Consider the following 19428-nt stretch of genomic DNA (forward strand, 5'->3'; position numbering starts at 1 on the left):
CGCCGATGGTAGTGTGGGGTCTCCCCATGTGAGAGTAGGACATCGCCAGGCTTGCTTTCTTGTTTTCAGATTTTTGGAAAAATCTGAAGGCAAAAACGGCTCATCTTGTTGATAGCTCGATGCTTTTGATATCTGCGATGCTCATGTATTGGCATACACTGCGCGTCTCGATTCAACATCCTCATCGCATCAAACAAGATAACCTAATTAAAGCAACGTAGTGTAAGACTTTAATTAGAAGTGATTTAATTATCAAAGCAGATAAAAAGTAAGACTTTGATGAAGCGTTTTCGCTGATATAGCTCAGTTGGTAGAGCGCACCCTTGGTAAGGGTGAGGTCGGCAGTTCAAATCTGCCTATCAGCACCAGGTTTTTCTTGGCGGCCATAGCGTAACGGCACCACCTGAACCCATGCCGAACTCAGAAGTGAAACGTTGCTGCGCCGATGGTAGTGTGGGGTCTCCCCATGTGAGAGTAGGTCACTGCCAAGAGTTATTTATAAGCCCTCCGCATTTGCGGGGGGCTTTTTTCGTTTTTGCCTCTCCTCATTGATCCTGTCTTTTCCTATGCTTAAACAACACTTGTGCAATGATTGATTATTGCTTGAGCTCGGTCAGTGGCTGCGTTATGTTATTAGATATCTGGACGTCTAAACATCCCTAGGAGGCAGTGATGCCGATTAAAATCCCGGATCAACTTCCCGCGACCAATATCCTGCGGCGCGAAAATATTTTCGTGATGACAGAAACCCGTGCGGTGAGTCAAAACATTCGCCCGCTGAAGGTGCTGCTACTTAACCTGATGCCGAAAAAAATCGAGACCGAAACGCAATTTATGCGTCTGCTTTCTAACAGTCCCTTGCAAGTGGATGTGGAGTTACTGCGGATAGATAATCGACCAAGCAAAAATACGCCAACCGAGCATCTTGATACCTTCTATCGTCAATTTGAGACCGTACGAACGCGCAACTTTGATGGTCTGATCGTGACGGGGGCACCGTTAGGACTGGTGCAGTTTGAGGACGTGATATATTGGGAGCACCTTCAAGATGTGATGAATTGGGCGCATAAGCACGTTACCTCAACCTTATATATTTGTTGGGCCGCGCAAGCAGGGTTAAAGTTGCTGTATGATTTACCCAAGAAAACCCGCAAAGAGAAGTTGTCAGGGGTTTACCGTCACCACATTAATGCTGAGTTATGCAAACACCCGCTATTACGCGGCTTTGATGATAGCTTCTTAGCGCCCCACTCACGCTATGCGGATTTTTCTCCGAGTTATCTGGCCGAACATACCGACCTCGATATTTTAGCCACGTCCAATGAAGCGGGTACCTATCTGGCGGCGACGAAAGATAAGCGCAATGTGTTTGTCACCGGTCATCCTGAGTATGATTCTCATACCCTGCATCATGAATACCATCGGGATTTAGAAGAAGGCATGGAGCCCGCGGTCCCCCTTAACTATTACCCAGATGACGATCCTTCGCAGCCACCGTATGTGAGTTGGCGCAGCCATGGGCATTTACTGTTTGCCAACTGGCTAAACTATTGTGTTTACCAGCAAACGCCCTTTGACTTGGATGCCTTTTCCGCGTCTAACTTTACCCTTGATGAATAAAAAAGCGCCCGCGGGCGCTTTTGGGTTAGGGACTCGGTTAGCTTTGATGTTTATCCATTTCGTCTTGTGCTGCGTTTGCTTTATCAACCATGCCTGTCATGGTTGAGCCTTGCACCAAAATGGAGAACACCACCACCGCATAGGTCATGATGAGGATCAGCTCGCGAACATCGATATTTTTTTCCGGCACCACCATGATGCCAGCGGGCACGGCCATTGCCATGGCCAACGCAAGCCCTCCGCGTAAGCCTCCCCAGCTTAATATACGTACTGCCCAAGGGTTATAGGTTCGAAAGCGCTTAAAGCCGAGGTAACACACTTTCACGCTGATAAACCGGGCGAGAAGCACAATAGGCACCACCGCCGCCATAATGATCCAGTCTTCTTTATGGAAACTGATTTGCAGCAAGCTAACCCCGATTAGGAGAAAGAGTAGGCTGTTAAGAAATTCATCGACCAGTTCCCAGAAGTGGTCGAGGTGATCTTCACTTTCTTTGGAAAAGCCAATAAAGCGGGTCCAGTTGCCAATCATAATCCCGGCAACCACCATTGCCAGCGGGCCAGAGACATGCAGCATATCGGCCAGGACATAGCCAGCGCTGGGGATAGCCAGCGTTAATAGCAATTCCATCGAGTGATCGTTGGTGGCACAAATCAAGCGATGGAAAAGATAGCCAAGCACCAGGCCATATAAAATCCCGCCAACGGCTTCTTGTAAAAACAAGGCAATGGTACCGCCCACCGTCGGGTTGTTGTCGCCAAAGGCCAGGGTAAAAAGAGTCACAAAGATCACGATACCCACGCCATCATTAAATAGCGACTCTCCCTCTATTTGTGTCGTGATCCGCATCGGTGCTTGCAGTTTTTTCACAATGGCGAGAACAGCAATGGGATCGGTCGGCGAGATCAGCGCGCCAAATAGCAGGCAGTAGAGATAATCGAAAGGAATACCGATCAGCTGAAACACGCCCCAGATACCGGTGCCGATTAAAAACACAGAGACCAATAGCCCGCCGATCACCAGGGTCGTGATCTCCCACTTTTGGTCGGAGAAAGAGGGAAGCTTGACACCAATTCCCCCCGCGAAGAGCAAAAAGCCGAGGACGCCTTTGAGCAAAAAGGTATCAAAGTGGATATCTGTCAGTATTTGCTCGGCCATGGTTTTGAGTGGAATGGCTTGGTATTGACCAGCGACCACTATCAACAAAGACAGTAGGAGCGAGCTAGCGGTAATGGCGATGGTGGTTTGTACTCGACTGATTTTACTATTAATAAAAGCGATAAAGATGGCTGCAGCAGCCATAAAGCTGAGGATTGCGTAAGTTGACATGCCGCTTCCTAGTACAACGAGGGAATGAAAAAATGTGTCAAAATATTAATAGAAATCGTTGTCAAAACGAACAGCTGAATTGAAATAGATCAAAATAAATTGTTATTTATAGACGTCTAGATTTCCATTTTCGCTGTGGTAGGATGAAATGACTGCAACGAGGAAGATGATAAGCGTAATAGTATGGACCGACTGACACAGCAACTGCGCGACCGTATTCTAGTGATCGATGGTGGCATGGGCACCATGATTCAGGGGTTAGGGCTCAATGAGGCCGATTATCGTGGCCAACGTTTTAAAGATTGGCACTGTGATGTGAAAGGCAACAATGATCTTTTGGTGCTGACTCAGCCTGATAAGATCGCTTCGCTACACAGTGATTACCTGGCCGCGGGCGCGGACATTATTGAAACTAACACCTTTAACGCCACCCAAATTGCGATGGCCGATTACGACATGCAGGCGCTGAGTGCGGAAATCAACGTCGCGGCAGCCCGGCTTGCGCGTGAGGTCGCTGATGCGTGGACGGCGAAAACGCCGGATAAACCCCGTTTTGTCGCGGGTGTGTTGGGGCCGACCAACCGAACGTGCTCAATCTCACCAGATGTGAATGACCCTGGGTTTCGCAATGTCAGCTTTGATCAGTTAGTCGACGTGTATGCCGAGTCCACCGAAGCGCTCATTGAGGGTGGGGTTGATATCATCATGTTGGAGACCATTTTTGATACCTTGAATGCCAAAGCCTGTGCGTTTGCGGTTGAAAAGGTCTTTGATGCCCGTGGGTTTCGCTTACCCATTATGATCTCCGGCACCATCACTGATGCGTCTGGACGCACCTTATCCGGACAAACGACCGCCGCCTTTTATCACTCGCTGCGCCATGTTGAGCCACTGTCGTTTGGCTTAAACTGCGCACTGGGGCCGGCTGAATTGCGCCAGTATGTCAAAGAGCTGAGCGACATTTGTGAGGGCTTTGTCTCCGTCCACCCTAATGCGGGGTTGCCCAACGCGTTTGGTGAGTATGACCTTTCTCCCGAAGAGATGGCGACACACATTGATGAGTGGGCGGCGTCAGGCTTTATCAATTTGGTCGGTGGTTGTTGTGGCACCACGCCTGAACATATTCAAGCGATTAGCGACGCGGTGAAAAAACATTCGCCACGCTCTCTGCCTGACCACCCTGTGGCCTGTCGCTTATCTGGGCTCGAGCCCCTGACCATTAATGCCGATAGCTTGTTCGTTAACGTGGGTGAGCGCACCAATGTAACTGGCTCAGCACGCTTTAAACGTTTAATCGTTGAAGAGCAATACGACGAGGCGCTGGAAGTGGCATTGCAGCAAGTGGAAAACGGCGCCCAAATCATCGATATCAATATGGATGAAGGCATGTTGGATGCCGAAAAGGCTATGGTGCGATTCCTCAATTTATGCGCGGCCGAGCCGGATATTGCCCGTGTGCCAGTGATGATTGACTCCTCTAAATGGGAAGTGATTGAAGCTGGCCTCAAGTGCATTCAAGGGAAAGGCATCGTCAATTCTATTTCGCTCAAAGAAGGAGAAGAGGCTTTTCTTCACCAAGCACGTTTAGTCCGTCGCTATGGCGCGGCGGTGATCGTGATGGCGTTTGACGAACAAGGTCAAGCCGATACTCAAGCGCGGAAAGTGGAAATCTGTACGCGCGCTTATCATCTTCTGGTCGAGCAAGTCGGTTTTCCGCCGGAAGATATTATCTTCGATCCCAACATTTTTGCGGTTGCTACCGGCATTGATGAGCACAATAACTACGCAGTCGATTTCATCAACGCCGTGGCTGACATTAAACAAACCCTGCCGCATGCCATGATCTCGGGCGGCGTCTCCAATGTGTCGTTTTCGTTTCGAGGCAACAACCCCGTCCGTGAGGCTATTCATGCGGTGTTTTTGTATCACTGCATCAAAAATGGCATGGACATGGGGATCGTCAATGCGGGCCAGTTAGCCATCTATGATGATTTGCCTGAATCGCTGCGCTTGGCAGTAGAAGATGTGGTGCTCAACAAAGATGATGGCGCCACGGAGCGTTTATTGGAGATCGCCGACAGCTATCGCGATAGTGGGGAGAACGAGGTCGCGGAAACTGCAGAGTGGCGCAGTTGGCCGGTGGAAAAGCGGTTGGAACATGCACTGGTCAAAGGCATTACAGAGTTTATTGTTGAAGACACCGAGCTGGCTCGCGCCGCGGCAAGTAAACCTCTAGAAGTGATTGAAGGCCCACTGATGGCAGGCATGAACGTGGTCGGGGACTTGTTTGGTGAAGGCAAGATGTTCCTACCACAAGTGGTGAAGTCGGCACGGGTGATGAAGCAGGCGGTGGCTTACCTTGAGCCTTACATCAATGCTGAAAAGCAGCAAGGACAGACCAATGGCAAGATCTTGCTCGCCACGGTCAAAGGGGATGTGCATGACATTGGCAAAAACATTGTTGGCGTGGTGCTGCAATGTAATAACTTCGAGATTATTGATCTCGGCGTGATGGTGCCGACCGATAAAATCCTGTCGGTGGCGCGTGAGGAAAACGTCGATATTATTGGTTTATCAGGCCTGATTACCCCATCGTTAGATGAAATGGTGAACGTGGCGAAAGAGATGGAGCGCCAAGGGTTTGATATTCCTTTGCTTATTGGCGGCGCGACCACGTCCAAAGCCCATACCGCGGTGAAGATTGAACAGCATTACCATGCGCCCGTGGTCTATGTGCCCAACGCGTCACGTGCCGTGGGGGTGTGCTCATCGTTGCTGTCACAGACTCAGCGGCCGGATTTTGTGGCCCGTTTAGCCAAAGACTATGCGGCGGTGCGTGAGCAACATCAACGCAAAACGCCTCGAACCGCTCCCGTCACCCTTGAGCAGGCGCGGGACAATAAGTGGCAAACGGACTGGGCAAACTATGCTCCTCCGCAGCCGTTGAAGCCGGGCGTGCATGTTTACGATGATGTCTCGATAGCGACCTTACGTCAGTATATCGACTGGACACCCTTCTTTATGACGTGGTCACTCAGTGGCAAATTCCCGGCGATTTTGGATCACGAACTAGTGGGTGAGGAAGCGCGCCGTTTGTATCAAGACGCCAATGCTTGGCTCGATCGTTTCGAGGCAGAAGGCTTGGTCGCCGCGAAGGGAGTGTGTGGCCTTTTTCCTGCCAACAGCGTTGAGGATGATATTGAAGTCTATGATGATGGGTCTCGCCAAGCGACGCTCACCGTACTGAACCACTTGCGTCAGCAAACGAAAAAGCCTCGTGGTGCCAACTATTGCTTGTCGGACTTTATTGCGCCAAAAAGCAGTGGCCAGCCGGATTGGATTGGCGCATTTGCGGTGACAGGTGGTATTGGCGAATATGCCTTGGCGGAAGAATACAAAGCGAAAGGGGATGATTATAACGCGATCATGATCCAGGCGGTCGCCGATAGACTTGCAGAAGCCTTTGCAGAGTACCTCCATCAGCAAATTCGGATTACCTTGTGGGGCTATGCGCCCGATGAGACGCTCGATAACGATGCGCTGATCCGCGAGCAATACCAAGGGATCCGGCCAGCGCCGGGTTATGCCGCCTGTCCTGAACACAGTGAGAAAGGCAAAATTTGGCAATTGCTGTCGGTAGAAGCACATACGGGGATGACACTTACCGAAAGCTATGCCATGTGGCCGGGGGCGTCGGTCTCAGGTTGGTATTTTTCCCACCCTGAGTCACGTTACTTTGCGGTGGCGAAGATCCAAAACGATCAGCGAGACAGCTACGCAGCACGCAAAGGGTGGAGCAGCGAAGAAGCGGAGAAATGGCTCGGGCCGAACTTAAACGGCTAACGAAAGAAGCCAGCATATTGGCTGTGCTGGCTTTTTTATTATTCAAATAAGTCCGCGTGTAACCGCTGCACCACCTGGGTGGCATCGTCATCTTCAACCACAACACATACATTGTGGTTGCTGGCACCGTAGCAAATCATGCGTAGTTTATGTTGTGCTAAGGCACTGAACACTGGTGCTGTCGCGCCAGCAGTATGATTCATATCATTGCCAATCAGCGCTACCACCGCCAGGTTCTCGCAGATCTCGACATGACATAACTGGGTCAGCTCGGCGATAGCCGCTTGTGGCAGCTGCGGCGCGTCGCCCTGAGTGTTGGTTTGATCAAGGGTTAAAGCGACACTGACCTCCGAGGTGGTGATCAAGTCCACCGAGATTTCAAATCGTGCCAAAACCTCAAATACTTTGGCCAAAAAACCATATGCATGGAACATGTTTAAGCTGGTTAGTGTCACCATGGTTTGGTTTCGTCGTAAGGCGACGGCACGAAACAGCGGTGCCGAGTGCGCGTGCTCGCGGATCCAGGTGCCGCCTTGCTCAGGCGCTCTCGCGGCCCCGACAAACACTGGTATATGTTGGCGCACTGCAGGCAGCAAGGTGGACGGGTGCAGGATTTTGGCACCAAACGTGGCCATTTCTGAGGCTTCGCTAAAACTAATCTCACTGATTGGGCGCGCTTGTTCGGCAATCCGCGGGTCGGTGGTATAAATCCCGGGCACATCGGTCCAAATGGCCAAACTCTCTGCGTCCACGGCTTCGGCGAACAGTGCTGCACTGTAGTCGCTACCACCACGGCCTAAGGTGGTGGTTTGTCCGTGGGCATCCGCGCCGATAAACCCTTGGGTGACCACTCGATGTGTGGCTAAATGCGGAAGCAATTGGTCGTGGCACTGTGTTCGCGTCTGTTGTGGGTCAGGCTGGGCACAGCCAAACTGGCTGTCGGTGCGCAGCAATTCACGCGCATCTACTCTCAAAGCGGTTATACCTCGGCTGTTGAGCAAATGGGTGAAAATATGGGTTGAGATCAGCTCGCCGCAGGCAACTAACGCATCCGTTAGCGCTGTGTCAGGAATGATGGCCGCTTTTTCGGCATACTCGGCAATGGCGAGATGCCAGTGTTCGACGGCTGCTTGCGTGTTTTGGCAATCAGGAAGTTGCTGCAATATTGCTTGGTGAATGGCATTAATGGCGTCCAACTTGGCTTGGCGCACGTCAGGGTCGCTGATCCCTTTTGCGAGCGCGACTAAATGATTGGTCACTCCGGCGCACGCACTGATCACGATTAAACGGGTTTGCGGGTTTTGCTCGATAACCGCGGCGCTTTGCTGCATCGCCGCTAGCGTCCCGACACTGGTGCCGCCAAACTTAGCGACTGAAATTGATGGTAACGGGTTCACGTCCTTTTCCCCTTTTGAGCTCGTGCTCATTGATTCAACATATTCAAAAGTCAGTGGGGAACATCAGAAGTCACATCGTGACCGCGATAAATACCGCGACAAGGTAGGAAGAGCAAACGGCAGGCATTCTGCCAGAAGCGCTCCACCTGTCTGTCCATATGGATGACAAGTGACAGCCTGAAGGATTCAGCCTTCAAGGCCGGCAGCGTATCGACCCCGATCTTACGCCACCTCGGCATTGTCTCCCCTGGTTATCACGCTTAGGAGTGGGGCTCCGCCTGATAACTGCCTGAGAAATGCACCTCTTCTGCATGTTCAGTCATGGGTTGGTGACCGCATGAACAGTTTTAACATTACGGGTGTGGTCGCAGGGTGTCAACCGTGTTTTTGCTCTTGATGGGGGAGCACTGCCCAGCCCCCGCTTTGACTGAGGAAAAGGAGGCCATTGCGCCCTATCGGCACTGAAAAGAAACATAAATCGCCGCTAGCGATCACACAGTTCATGTGCCAGAGGCTAGGGGGATGGCGAAAAAATATGCTATAACGGTGAGCCTCGGTACCAACAACAAGGATTCGTGATGGCTCGTGCAATTTCCGATATTCAGTCTTTTCAACCCGTCGCTCGCACATTGATGGGGCCAGGGCCCTCTGACATTTACCCGTCGGTGCTGCAATCATTGAGCAAGCCGACATTGGGGCATCTTGACCCCTTATTCATTGGCATGATGGATGAGGTCAAGCAGCTACTGCAGTACGCTTTTCAAACCGACAATCCGTTTACCATTGCGGTCTCTGCACCCGGGAGTGCGGGGATGGAAGCCTGTTTTGTCAATTTGGTGGAGCCTGGCGACACATTGATCGTCTGTCGCAATGGCGTGTTTGGCGACCGGATGCGAGAAAACGTGGAGCGTTGTGGCGCACATGCGGTCATGGTTGATGATGCCTGGGGCGATCCGGTTAATCCTGAAAAGGTTGAAGCGGCCTTGAAGGCGCACCCGGAGGCTAGCATTGTCGCATTTGTCCACGCGGAGACGTCCACAGGCGCTTGCTCTGATGCACAGGCCCTTGCCACCTTGGCACGTGAACACGGCTGCCTCACTATTGTCGATGCGGTGACCTCACTCGGTGGCGTGCCGTTGAAGGTGGACGAGTGGCAATTAGATGCAGTCTATTCAGGCAGTCAAAAATGTTTGTCGTGTGTACCGGGCTTGTCGCCAGTGACATTCTCGCCCCGTGCAGTAGAAAAAATGCAGGCGCGGACTCACAAGGTGCAAAGCTGGTTTCTCGATCAAAGTTTGGTGCTGGGGTATTGGAGCGGCGACGGCAAACGTAGCTACCACCATACGGCACCCGTGAATAGTTTATATGCCCTACATGAAGCCCTGCTCAAACTGTATCACGAAGGGATTGAGAACGCGTGGCAACGCCACGATACCATGCATCAGCGTTTGAAAGCGGGATTGGACAATTTAGGGATTGGCTTTGTGGTCGATGAACCTTATCGTTTGCCCCAGCTTAACGCCGTTTATATTCCTGAGGGCGTGGATGATGCCGCCGTGCGCCAGCATTTACTTCACACCTATAACTTGGAAATTGGCGCTGGCCTCGGTGATTTGGCGGGTAAAGCCTGGCGAATCGGCTTAATGGGCTACGGCGCAAGGGATGAGAACATTGCCCTGTGCCTTAAAGCCCTTGAAGAGGCATTGCGCTAGGGCGTTGAATGATCCGGTAGGGTATGGCGGATTGTCCATACCTTCGCCGCGTTTGGATACAAGTAACGCGCTTCTTGCTGGATATCGCGAGCCCGCTGACGGTCACCGATTTGTAGGGCCACTTGATAGGCATGCTGATAGCCAGCAAAGCGTGGTCGTTGTGCGACTTGGCGCAATAATTGGTTAAGGTGTTGCTGGCGCTCAGTGTCAGACAGAGTTGCTAAATTAGCCTGAAAGTGACGGCTTTGTTGTGCGTGGGCCAGCTTTTGCTGCCACCATGGATGTTGCTGGTATAAGGCAAAACGTTGCGAGCTGAGTAAAGAGTCGCGCAAATAACGATTGGCCAAATATACGGATGACAGGCACACGAGTGTCGTGATGACGAGGGCAGTGATCACGGTGCGACTGGCCACACGTTGGCTGTAACCATGAGTGAGTACCGGGTAGCGGCGATATTTGCTGGTGAGGTTATCAAGCCAGTATAGCCAAAGGAGTAACAATACCCCATTGAACCACTGGGTGCCGCTTACCGGATAGATCATCAGTCCAGTGAGCGGAGGTAGCACTAAAGCAATCAAGATCCGCCGTGTCCCTGAGGGAGCACGAAGGATCCTGACGCCGAGCGCCATGATCACCAACACATAGCCCAATCCAATCAATAAGCCTCCTTCCAACAGCCAAAACAGCAGTGCACTGGGCAGGTTCACTGGACCAAGGTGGCCGGGTTGTGAAGCAGAAAGCAACAGCAAGGCCTGCTTACCATTCCCCATGCCCACGCCGAAAAAGGGCGTTGTCTGCCATTGTTGCCACGCTAAACCCAACGCACGTCGCTCGCCGTCGCTCAGCCATTGCCAACTATCTTGACCACTGAGGGCAAATATCGCCAGGATCGCGCCGAGACAGACTGCCACAAGCCAAGCTTTGTGCTGGCGCCTGGAGGCAAAGCGACTCAAATAGGCTTGCTGTAACACGATGGCACACAAGGCAAAGAGCAGCAGCAGGGGCTGGCCTTGCATCGCTAACACTGGAATAAAAACCAAAGGGGTGACGGCCAATAAGCTTTGGCTGATGGGATGGCGGTAGCGGCCACTCGGCTCTCTGGCGAGAATATACGCCGCTAAGGTGAGACCTGTAAGTAGCAGTGTGTGCGTGACCGCAGGGGGCAAGTGAGGCACCCAGTTGTTAAACATAAAAGGCGCCATGCCCGGTGGTGATTGATTGCCCAACACCGACAGTACCGCTAGCCAAGAGGCGAGTAAAAATACCCCGAGTAGCTTTTGCCGCTGCGAATGGTTAAAAACAAACTGTTGAAGGCTGGAGAAGAAACCGAGGCTAAGTATCAAGGCGGCCATGGCATAGCCGCTATTGAGTGCCTCAGCGTGTGGGTAGTAATAAGGAATAATCGCCAGGCCCGTTGCCAAACCAAGCATCCAGGTCAGTCGGCTTGCCCGCCAAGTATGCTGACGCACGACTTCTAAGCAGGCAAACCCCAAGGTGAACGCGAGCGTTAACAAGGAAAGCGCCGCTGCAGGGTGACGTATGCCAACCAGCGGGAGAGACACCGAGTACAGTGGTAAGCAGATCAACCACAAGGCCGCTAACGTTAGTAGAAATGGGGTTGTTAGCGGCTTTCGTATCACGCGACTCTGCGGCAGCGCTGAGGTCATTATCGCTCCAACATAGGTTTGAGGAAGTGAGCGGTGTGGCTACCCACCACATCCACGATCGCTTCCGGTGTACCTTGCGCGATGATTTCACCGCCGCCATTACCGCCCTCTGGCCCTAAGTCGATGATCCAGTCCGCGGTCTTTATCACATCCAGATTATGCTCAATCACCACGATAGTGTTGCCCTGTTCGCGCAAGCGGTGCAGGACATTAAGCAGTTGCTGAATATCATGGAAATGAAGCCCTGTGGTTGGTTCATCGAGGATGTAAAGCGTTTTACCCGTGTCACGCTTAGACAGCTCTCGTGCTAACTTGACCCGCTGTGCTTCACCCCCCGATAAGGTGGTGGCTGCTTGGCCAAGGCGAATATAGCTCAGACCGACATCCATCAATGTTTGCAGTTTACGCTTGATAGCGGGCACGGCGTCGAAAAACTCACGCGCGTCCTCGACGGTCATCTCAAGGACTTCATCGATGGTTTTGCCTTTATAGCGTACTTCCAATGTTTCCCGGTTATAACGTTTACCTTTACACACATCACAAGGTACATACACATCGGGCAAGAAATGCATTTCCACTTTGATCACGCCATCACCTTGGCACGCTTCGCAGCGACCGCCGCGCACGTTAAAGCTAAAACGGCCCACTTTATATCCGCGTGCCCGTGCCTCTTGGGTACCGGCAAACAGCTCACGGATCGGGGTAAAGATCCCCGTATAAGTGGCTGGGTTTGAGCGTGGGGTACGGCCAATGGGGCTTTGATCAATATCGATCACCTTGTCGAAATGTCCCAACCCATCAATCGACTCGTAAGGCGCGGGATCGGCGGTGGTCGCGCCGTTTAATTGCTGGTGGGCCACTTTAAAAAAGGTGTCATTGATAAGCGTTGACTTGCCTGAGCCTGACACGCCCGTCACGCAAGTAAGGAGTCCGACAGGTAGGTGGAGATCAACGTTTTTCAGGTTGTTGCCCGTCGCCCCTTTCAGCGTCAACATTTTGTTTGGGTCGCGCTCAATACGCTTTGCGGGGACCTCGATCGCTTGCTTTCCACTTAGATACTGACCTGTCAGTGACGACTCACTGGCGAGTATGTCCTCTAAACTGCCTTCGGCAACAATTTGACCACCATGTGCCCCGGCCCCCGGGCCAATATCAATGATGTAGTCGGCCGCGCGAATGGCATCTTCATCATGCTCGACCACCATGACAGTGTTCCCCAGATCGCGCAGATGCTCCAAGGTATCGAGCAAGCGGGCATTGTCACGCTGGTGCAGACCAATAGAGGGCTCATCCAGTACGTACATGACCCCCACCAAGCCCGCGCCAATTTGGCTGGCCAGTCGAATACGCTGTGCTTCACCGCCAGAGAGGGTATCGGCACTGCGCGATAAATTCAGGTAGTTAAGCCCCACATTGACCAAAAACCGTAGCCGGTCATGGATCTCTTTCATCACTTTTTCGGCAATCTTAGCGCGTTGCCCGGTCAAGGCCAGTTGTTCAAAGAAGTCCAGCGCCTGTTGAATGCTCAGCTCACAAATTTCGGGTAGATTGTGGCCGTCGATAAACACGTGACGAGCTTCTTGGCGTAAGCGTGAGCCACCACAGCTGGCACAGGGTTTGGTGGCGATATATTTGGCAAGCTCATCGCGCACAGCATTCGATTCGGTATCGCGATAGCGACGCTCCATGTTATTGAGGATCCCCTCAAAGGGATGCTTACGTACGCGAATATCGCCCCGATCGTTGACGTATTTGAACTCGATCTCTTTCGGGCCGGAACCGTACAAGAGAATGTCCTGAACGGTGCCCGACAGATCCTGCCACGGCGTTTCCAAATCAAAGCCATAATGCTCAGACAGCGAGCGTAGCATTTGGAAGTAATAAAAGTTACGCCGATCCCAGCCGCGGATCGCCCCACCCGCGAGGCTGACGGCTGGATTTTGGAGAACGCGCTTAGGATCAAAATACTGTTGCACCCCCAAGCCGTCGCAGGTACCACAGGCACCAGCTGGGTTATTAAAGGAGAACAGGCGCGGCTCAAGCTCTTGCATGCTGTAACCGCAGTGTGGGCAGGCAAAGTTGGCGGAAAAAATGATCTCTTCCCCTTCACCGTCCATCCAACTGATCACCGCGCTGCCGCCTGTTAGCTCGAGCGCGGTCTCAAAAGATTCTGCCAAACGCTGTTGCTGATCATCGCGCACTTTAAAGCGATCGACCACCACCTCAATGGTGTGTTTTTTATGAAGCTCCAAAGTCGGCGGATCGGATAGATCGCACACTTCGCCATTGATTCGGGCACGGATAAACCCTTGCGCAGCGAGGTTCTCCAGAGTCTTAACATGCTCCCCTTTACGGTTTTTAATGATCGGCGCGAGCAGCATCAGCTTGCTTCCTTCCGGCAGCCCAAGCACTTTATCGACCATCTGACTGACGGTCTGAGCCGCTAAGGTCACATCATGAGTGGGACAGCGTGGCTCGCCGACTCGCGCATACAGTAAGCGTAAGTAGTCATACACTTCAGTGATGGTGCCGACCGTTGAGCGCGGGTTATGCGAGGTGGACTTTTGCTCTATCGAGATCGCAGGTGACAGACCCTCGATATGGTCAACATCGGGTTTTTCCATTAAGGAGAGAAACTGGCGCGCATACGCTGACAAGGATTCAACGTAACGGCGCTGGCCTTCGGCGTATAGGGTGTCGAAGGCCAGCGATGATTTTCCCGAGCCAGATAGGCCGGTGATCACAATCAGTTTATCACGAGGGATGGTGAGGTTGATGTTTTTGAGGTTATGCGTGCGCGCGCCTCTGACGTCGATATTGTCCATTATTATCCTACTACTCAGTCAGCTCACTGGTTGGTCGCCTAGTATGGCACAGACATGACCATGACCAAATAAAAAGGCTGTATATTTACACAGCCTTTACTCGAAGGGAAAAACGCGCGATCCGACGCGGTTAACGTTATCGACGGTTTTTGACCGTCGCTTCGTCTTTGTTGCTTCCGCCAAGGTAGTGGTGCTTGTAGCAGTGATTGGTGGCTTCAATAAAGCCTTCTACGCTGCCACAGTCAAAGCGCTCGCCTTTAAATTTATACGCCAGTACACACCCTGACTGTGCTTGTTTGAGCAGCGCATCGGTGATCTGGACTTCGCCGTTTTTACCTGGCGGGGTCGTTTCTAACAGATCAAAGATATCTGGCGTTAAAATATACCGGCCAATAATAGCAAGATTGCTTGGCGCATCGCCGGGATCGGGTTTTTCCACCATGTTGTCTACGCGGAAAAGGTCATCTTTGATCTCTTGGCCGGCAATGACACCATATTTATGGGTCTCATCTTCCGGGACTTCTTCCACCGCGACAATCGAGCAACGGAACTGGTTATATAGAGCGACCATTTGCTTGAGAACGCCATTGTCAGGATGGATGCAAAGATCATCGGCGAGCACGACAGCAAACGCTTCGTCGCCGACCAGATCGCGACCGGTTAAAATCGCATGCCCGAGTCCACGCATTTCGTGTTGGCGAATGTAAGTGAATGACGCTTTCTCTATGGTATTGCGAATGTCATCGAGTAACACTTCTTTGTTGGTGCCACTGATTTGATGCTCAAGCTCATAGTTTTTATCAAAATGATCCATGATGGCATGCTTGCCACGACCGGTGACAATACACATGCCGTTGATACTCGCTTCCAAGGCTTCATCCACGCCATATTCAATCAAAGGCTTGTTGACCACTGGCATCATTTCTTTCGGCATTGACTTGGTTGCCGGTAAAAAGCGGGTGCCATAGCCAGCCGCTGGGAACAGACATTTTTTTATCATCTCAGATCCTTTCGTTTTTGTTGGGTGGCGAGCGGTTTATGACGCGGTCGACACCCCTAAGCGGGTTGTTAGCAAGCGGCTGCTAACAATGTTATCTGGGTCAATAGTTTGCTGGGTTCAGTGCGGCTAAGCAAGTACTGCGCGCCAACGCGGCTAGATAGCGTGACCGTCCCCGCGTTGCTTAGTCCGCATGGGCGGAAAAATACGCCATAAATGCATCGGTAAAGGTCGATAAGGACGCCGGCGGGAGGGCATTAATTCCCGCCGCCGCGGCGCGGCCACCGCCTGTTGTGAATTGCTCGGCCAACTGCGCCGCCCCAGTAGGCCGATTTAAAGGGGCACGAATACTGACCATCCATTCTCCTCCTGGCATTGGCGTGAGCACGGCATGGGCTCTATCAGGATGGCGGTTGGCTAATTGGTTGCCAAACATGCCACTTATTCGGCGTGCCCAAGCGGCATCGGGAAGCTGATACACTTGTGCGTTTTCATCGCCTAGCGCCGGGGTTAGGGTTTGCGCATGCGCCCGGTCGCTTTGATACGCGTCAGCCAGTGCCATCACGATGTCCGGATAAGCGCGCATAAAAGCATCGGGGGTCGAAAAGCCACACAGGTGACGATATAACACCGCGGGGGGCATAATGAGGTCATCCAAGCTCGCGCCATAGCTGTTGTAGTTGAGATAGTGGCCGAGCTGTGCCAGCCGCGCGCGCGTTTGCTCGTCAATACCCGACTGTTGAGCGAGGGCATTAGCCGTGCGATCCAGGTTATCGCCATACGCGCCAACTAACGCCCATTCTCGATACTGCCCACCGAGAAGTTTATCGATAATAAGCGCGGTACAGGTGTTAGCACTGGTATGAATATGTGCGTCTAACAAAGGCGAATCTGGGATGGGGCCACTTTGATGGTGATCAGCATAGAACACGCGCGTGCCAGCCGCGAGTAATCTCGCGAGTGCGTCTTGGTTCTTCGCCATAGAAACATCGAGTACTGTGACCTGCTCGGGGCCTGTGGGCACTTGCTTTAACAGAGCAATATCGCGTTTAACCCCAGTAATTAACGTGGTGGCTTGTGGGTGCGCTAAGCGCCATTGCACCAGCGCGGTAAGCCCATCGGCATCCCCGTTAAAGACATCAAATCCCATCCTGTGATTCCTTTTTAACTGAGTAACGTGACATCCTACCTTGATGGGTGAGCTTGACCCAACTAGCGGTGATCGTCGTCGGTGCCAGGATAGGCCTCAAGCCCCGTCGAGCCAATTAGGGACAAGTTGTTTTTCGCCCAAAACACGGCTTGTACTCGGTTTTTAACATTGATTTTCTTAAACACGTTATAAAGGTGCGACTTAACGGTATGCTCACTGACGTCCAATGCACGGGCAATGTCTTGGTTAGAGGCGCCCGTGACAAGGTGGCGCAGGATTTGTTGCTCGCGGTTGGTCAGGACAATGGCCTGCTCATCGATCGCTTGTTGGTGGTGCTGCTGATAATAGTGAATTAACGCGGCCATTTTGTGACGGGGGAGCCAGTACTCGCCAGAGAACATTTTTTCGATGCCATAACATAGGTGGCGGATCTCATCTTCTTTTTTAAAGACCCCTTTGATAAATGGCCAGCTGGCGAGTTCTTTGGCACTTAAGTCATGTGCATTGAGCAGCGCAAAGACATGTTGGTCGGCAAAGGGGATCAGCGATTGTTTTAGCTGCTCGGTGGCAATGTCATCAAAGGCGTTTAAGTCTACCAACACTAAACCGGGTCGTGCGGTGAGCTTGTCAGTGATCGCATCGGGCGTCACGAGCTCAACCTCGCTATGAATTGCTTTTTCTAAGCATGTCATCAGTGCAGACACAGACATGCTGGGCTGAGAAATAAGAAGCAGTGTGTAACTATCTGAGGTGGTTTCGGCCTGGTTCATAAGCATCCTACTGATGATGACTCAACATGCGTATCCGTGTGACGTTAGTGGGGTGATCACCGACGTCAAGGCTGGGCAAGCTTTCCATCAGTCTAAACCATTTTTATCTTTAAGGTATACGCTGCGAGTGATAACCCATTGTGCTGACGCTTTAACTGCAGAATATGGAAACAGATCGCGTGGAAAAGCTTCGAACCTCTGGGGTGCTCGTGCTAGACTTCCTCCTTATTTATCCAGTTTGCGAAATCGTTTCGCGCGCAACCAAGAACAGTGGGAGTCACCTATGGCCAGCCGTGGCATAAACAAAGTCATCTTGATTGGTAATTTGGGCAACGATCCGGAAATCCGTTACCTCCCCAACGGCGGTGCGGTGGCGAACCTCAGCCTCGCGACCTCAGAGTCATGGCGTGATAAAAACACCGGTGAGATGCGTGAGAAAACAGAGTGGCACCGTGTTGTGCTGTTCGGTAAAACCGCCGAAGTCGCGGGTGAGTATCTGCGCAAAGGCTCTCAGGTGTATATCGAAGGCCAACTGCAGACACGCAAGTGGCAAGACCAAAACGGGCAAGACCGTTATACCACGGAAGTCGCGGTACAACCGTTTAGTGGCAGCATGCAAATGCTGGGTGGCCGTGGTGGTCAGAGCCAAGGTCAGCCCATGCAGCAGTCACCGCAGCAGCAAGGTGGATGGGGACAGCCTCAGCAGCCTCAACAACCACAGCAAAACTTTAACCAACAGCCACCGCAGCAGTCGGCACCACAGCCACAGTCGCAACCTCAGCAGCAATACAACGATTTGCCTGATTTTGACGACGATATTCCGTTCTAAAACGGACTGCGTTAAGTGGCGAGTCAACGCCAATGTGGTTGAAACGAAAAAGCCCCTGTTGGGGCTTTTTGCTTTTTGGCGTGGTCGGTTACTGAACGGGCTGGGTTAGGCGACACCGGGGCCCGCTTTTAAAAAGTGCGGCAATTGCACCGGCGTTGGGCATTTTAACTGGCCCATTACTTGGGTCATTTGTTGGGTGAGCATATCTATCGCGTGTTCCCCCCCATGATGGCCCAACGCGCCACAGGCATAGACAAAAGTGCGGCCCAGCAGGGTGAAGTCGGCGCCCATGGCCATCGCTTGGGCCACATTCCCGCCGCTTTGTACGCCACTGTCCATCAGCAGTTTAATCTTGTCACCATATAAGCGCTTGATGGTTTGAATGGTATCCAGTGGCGACTCGCCAACATCTAACTGACGTCCCCCATGGTTGGATAAGACCACTGCGTCGGCACCGAGCGCAACCGCTTGTTTGACATCGTCTGGGTTGACCAAGCCTTTTAATACCAAGGGGCCGTCCCAGTTATCGCGGATCACCTTGAGGCTGTCGAAGTCGACGGCGCCCATCACCGTATTGTTCATAAAGTTCGCCAGTTCGCTGGTGGGCATGTTTTTTGGCATGTAAGGCTTGAGGGTTTGCATCTCAGGCACGCCAGCCAGTAACGTCTGCCAGCTCCATGCCGGACACTGCATCATTTGCACGATATTGCGCAGATTCATTTTCGGCGGCATCGCCAAGCCATTTTTTATATCGCGCGGGCGATAACCGAAGGTCGGCACATCCACAGTGACGACCAGCACTTTATACCCTGCACTTTTAATGCGACCCATGAGATCTTTACGGATCTTGGCATCCGTTGGGTTATAGAGTTGATACCACGCCGTTCCCTCAGAGATCTCGGCGATGGTCTCAAGACTCGCTGAGGATACGGTGCTGAGCACATAAGGAAGCTTTGCTTGATAGGCCGCTTTTGCCAAAATTTCCGGCGCCTTGGGCCACATTAACCCTTGAAGTCCGACGGGGGCGACGCCAAAAGGCGCGGCATAGCGTTGGCCAAATAGCTCGACGGATAAGTCGATCTCTGGGGTAGGCGCAAGCAAGTCAGACTGCAGTTTTACGTGTTCAAACGCCCCGGCATTGTGCGCCACGCCAATTTCATCGTGACAACCGCCGCAAAGATAATCAAAGGCGAAGGCTGGGATACGCCGTTTTGCTGCACGTTTAAGCGAGGGGGTATCAGGGTACTTAGGATTATAATAGGCCATGAATATTGCACGTTGTTGAGGT

At 52.2% G+C, this 19428-nt stretch carries 12 protein-coding genes, 1 tRNA gene, 1 rRNA gene and 1 riboswitch; of the genes, 6 read left to right on the forward strand and 8 right to left on the reverse strand.

Translation table 11 applies throughout. The features are described 5' to 3' along the window. Window positions 1-292: 292 nt before the first annotated feature. From BZG25_RS13295 to metA, 3 genes are all read left to right on the forward strand, one after another. Window positions 293-368 (forward strand) — tRNA-Thr (locus BZG25_RS13295). A gap of 7 nt (window positions 369-375) precedes the next feature. Further along, window positions 376-491, forward strand: a 5S ribosomal RNA gene (rrf, locus tag BZG25_RS13300). 181 nt (window positions 492-672) lie between these two features. Next, window positions 673-1620, forward strand: coding sequence for a homoserine O-succinyltransferase (gene metA / locus BZG25_RS13305; protein ID WP_046073872.1), 948 nt, complete (start codon window positions 673-675; stop codon window positions 1618-1620). A gap of 37 nt (window positions 1621-1657) precedes the next feature. On the opposite strand, the gene BZG25_RS13310 is transcribed toward metA, so the two are convergent. Then, window positions 1658-2950: a sodium:proton antiporter gene (locus BZG25_RS13310; protein WP_077578640.1), complete on the reverse strand. Its 1293-nt coding sequence runs from the start codon at window positions 2948-2950 to the stop codon at window positions 1658-1660. Between the two features lie 183 nt (window positions 2951-3133). On the opposite strand from BZG25_RS13310, the gene metH reads away from it, so the two are divergent. After that, window positions 3134-6793: a methionine synthase gene (metH, locus tag BZG25_RS13315; protein WP_077578641.1), complete on the forward strand. Its 3660-nt coding sequence runs from the start codon at window positions 3134-3136 to the stop codon at window positions 6791-6793. A 38-nt stretch (window positions 6794-6831) separates the two neighbouring features. On the opposite strand, the gene lysC is transcribed toward metH, so the two are convergent. Then, the gene (gene lysC / locus BZG25_RS13320) at window positions 6832-8220 is read right to left on the reverse strand and encodes a lysine-sensitive aspartokinase 3 (RefSeq protein ID WP_077578642.1); all 1389 of its coding nucleotides are present in this window, start codon (window positions 8218-8220) and stop codon (window positions 6832-6834) included. A 97-nt stretch (window positions 8221-8317) separates the two neighbouring features. Beyond that, window positions 8318-8505: riboswitch (Lysine riboswitch) on the reverse strand. Window positions 8506-8768: 263 nt separating this feature from the next. Here lysC and BZG25_RS13325 point away from each other — a divergent pair. Beyond that, on the forward strand, window positions 8769-9902 hold the full coding sequence (locus BZG25_RS13325) for an alanine--glyoxylate aminotransferase family protein (protein ID WP_077578643.1): 1134 nt from the start codon (window positions 8769-8771) through the stop codon (window positions 9900-9902). Here the strand turns inward: BZG25_RS13325 and BZG25_RS13330 are convergent. From BZG25_RS13330 to BZG25_RS13350, 5 genes are all read right to left on the reverse strand, one after another. Then, window positions 9899-11569: a Wzy polymerase domain-containing protein gene (locus BZG25_RS13330; RefSeq protein ID WP_077578644.1), complete on the reverse strand. Its 1671-nt coding sequence runs from the start codon at window positions 11567-11569 to the stop codon at window positions 9899-9901. The two genes, BZG25_RS13325 and BZG25_RS13330, sit on opposite strands and share 4 nt — an antisense overlap. Continuing rightward, a complete protein-coding gene (gene uvrA, locus BZG25_RS13335) occupies window positions 11569-14394 on the reverse strand; it encodes an excinuclease ABC subunit UvrA (RefSeq protein ID WP_077639264.1) in 2826 nt (941 codons plus the stop codon). The genes BZG25_RS13330 and uvrA overlap by 1 nt, the downstream gene beginning before the upstream one ends. Window positions 14395-14530: 136 nt before the next feature. Continuing rightward, window positions 14531-15394 (reverse strand): UTP--glucose-1-phosphate uridylyltransferase GalU, encoded by an 864-nt coding sequence (gene galU / locus BZG25_RS13340; RefSeq protein WP_077639265.1) that lies wholly within the window; start codon window positions 15392-15394, stop codon window positions 14531-14533. 181 nt (window positions 15395-15575) lie between these two features. Next, window positions 15576-16541 carry an acetyltransferase gene (locus BZG25_RS13345; protein ID WP_077639266.1) on the reverse strand — a complete coding sequence of 322 codons (966 nt, stop codon included), beginning with the start codon at window positions 16539-16541 and terminating at the stop codon, window positions 15576-15578. Window positions 16542-16603: 62 nt separating this feature from the next. Then, on the reverse strand, window positions 16604-17311 hold the full coding sequence (locus BZG25_RS13350; protein WP_077606031.1) for a LuxR C-terminal-related transcriptional regulator: 708 nt from the start codon (window positions 17309-17311) through the stop codon (window positions 16604-16606). Window positions 17312-17594: 283 nt separating this feature from the next. On the opposite strand from BZG25_RS13350, the gene BZG25_RS13355 reads away from it, so the two are divergent. After that, window positions 17595-18140, forward strand: coding sequence for a single-stranded DNA-binding protein (locus tag BZG25_RS13355; RefSeq protein ID WP_046073882.1), 546 nt, complete (start codon window positions 17595-17597; stop codon window positions 18138-18140). Window positions 18141-18245: 105 nt separating this feature from the next. On the opposite strand, the gene BZG25_RS13360 is transcribed toward BZG25_RS13355, so the two are convergent. Next, entirely contained in the window at window positions 18246-19406 is a 1161-nt protein-coding gene (locus tag BZG25_RS13360; protein ID WP_077639267.1) for an alpha-hydroxy acid oxidase, read from the reverse strand. Window positions 19407-19428 lie beyond the last annotated feature (22 nt).

Source organism: Salinivibrio sp. ML198, from assembly GCF_001996015.1.
In the GTDB taxonomy this organism is placed as follows: Bacteria; Pseudomonadota; Gammaproteobacteria; order Enterobacterales; family Vibrionaceae; genus Salinivibrio; species Salinivibrio siamensis.

What these genes read in the sequence shown, in the direction of transcription:
- metA (WP_046073872.1), top strand. Translation starts at nt 673, where the DNA reads ATGCCGATTAAAATCCCGGATCAACTTCCCGCGACCAATATCCTGCGG.
- BZG25_RS13310 (WP_077578640.1), bottom strand. Translation starts at nt 2,950, where the DNA reads ATGTCAACTTACGCAATCCTCAGCTTTATGGCTGCTGCAGCCATCTTT.
- metH (WP_077578641.1), top strand. Translation starts at nt 3,134, where the DNA reads ATGGACCGACTGACACAGCAACTGCGCGACCGTATTCTAGTGATCGAT.
- lysC (WP_077578642.1), bottom strand. Translation starts at nt 8,220, where the DNA reads ATGAGCACGAGCTCAAAAGGGGAAAAGGACGTGAACCCGTTACCATCA.
- BZG25_RS13325 (WP_077578643.1), top strand. Translation starts at nt 8,769, where the DNA reads ATGGCTCGTGCAATTTCCGATATTCAGTCTTTTCAACCCGTCGCTCGC.
- BZG25_RS13330 (WP_077578644.1), bottom strand. Translation starts at nt 11,569, where the DNA reads ATGACCTCAGCGCTGCCGCAGAGTCGCGTGATACGAAAGCCGCTAACA.
- uvrA (WP_077639264.1), bottom strand. Translation starts at nt 14,394, where the DNA reads ATGGACAATATCGACGTCAGAGGCGCGCGCACGCATAACCTCAAAAAC.
- galU (WP_077639265.1), bottom strand. Translation starts at nt 15,394, where the DNA reads ATGATAAAAAAATGTCTGTTCCCAGCGGCTGGCTATGGCACCCGCTTT.
- BZG25_RS13345 (WP_077639266.1), bottom strand. Translation starts at nt 16,541, where the DNA reads ATGGGATTTGATGTCTTTAACGGGGATGCCGATGGGCTTACCGCGCTG.
- BZG25_RS13350 (WP_077606031.1), bottom strand. Translation starts at nt 17,311, where the DNA reads ATGAACCAGGCCGAAACCACCTCAGATAGTTACACACTGCTTCTTATT.
- BZG25_RS13355 (WP_046073882.1), top strand. Translation starts at nt 17,595, where the DNA reads ATGGCCAGCCGTGGCATAAACAAAGTCATCTTGATTGGTAATTTGGGC.
- BZG25_RS13360 (WP_077639267.1), bottom strand. Translation starts at nt 19,406, where the DNA reads ATGGCCTATTATAATCCTAAGTACCCTGATACCCCCTCGCTTAAACGT.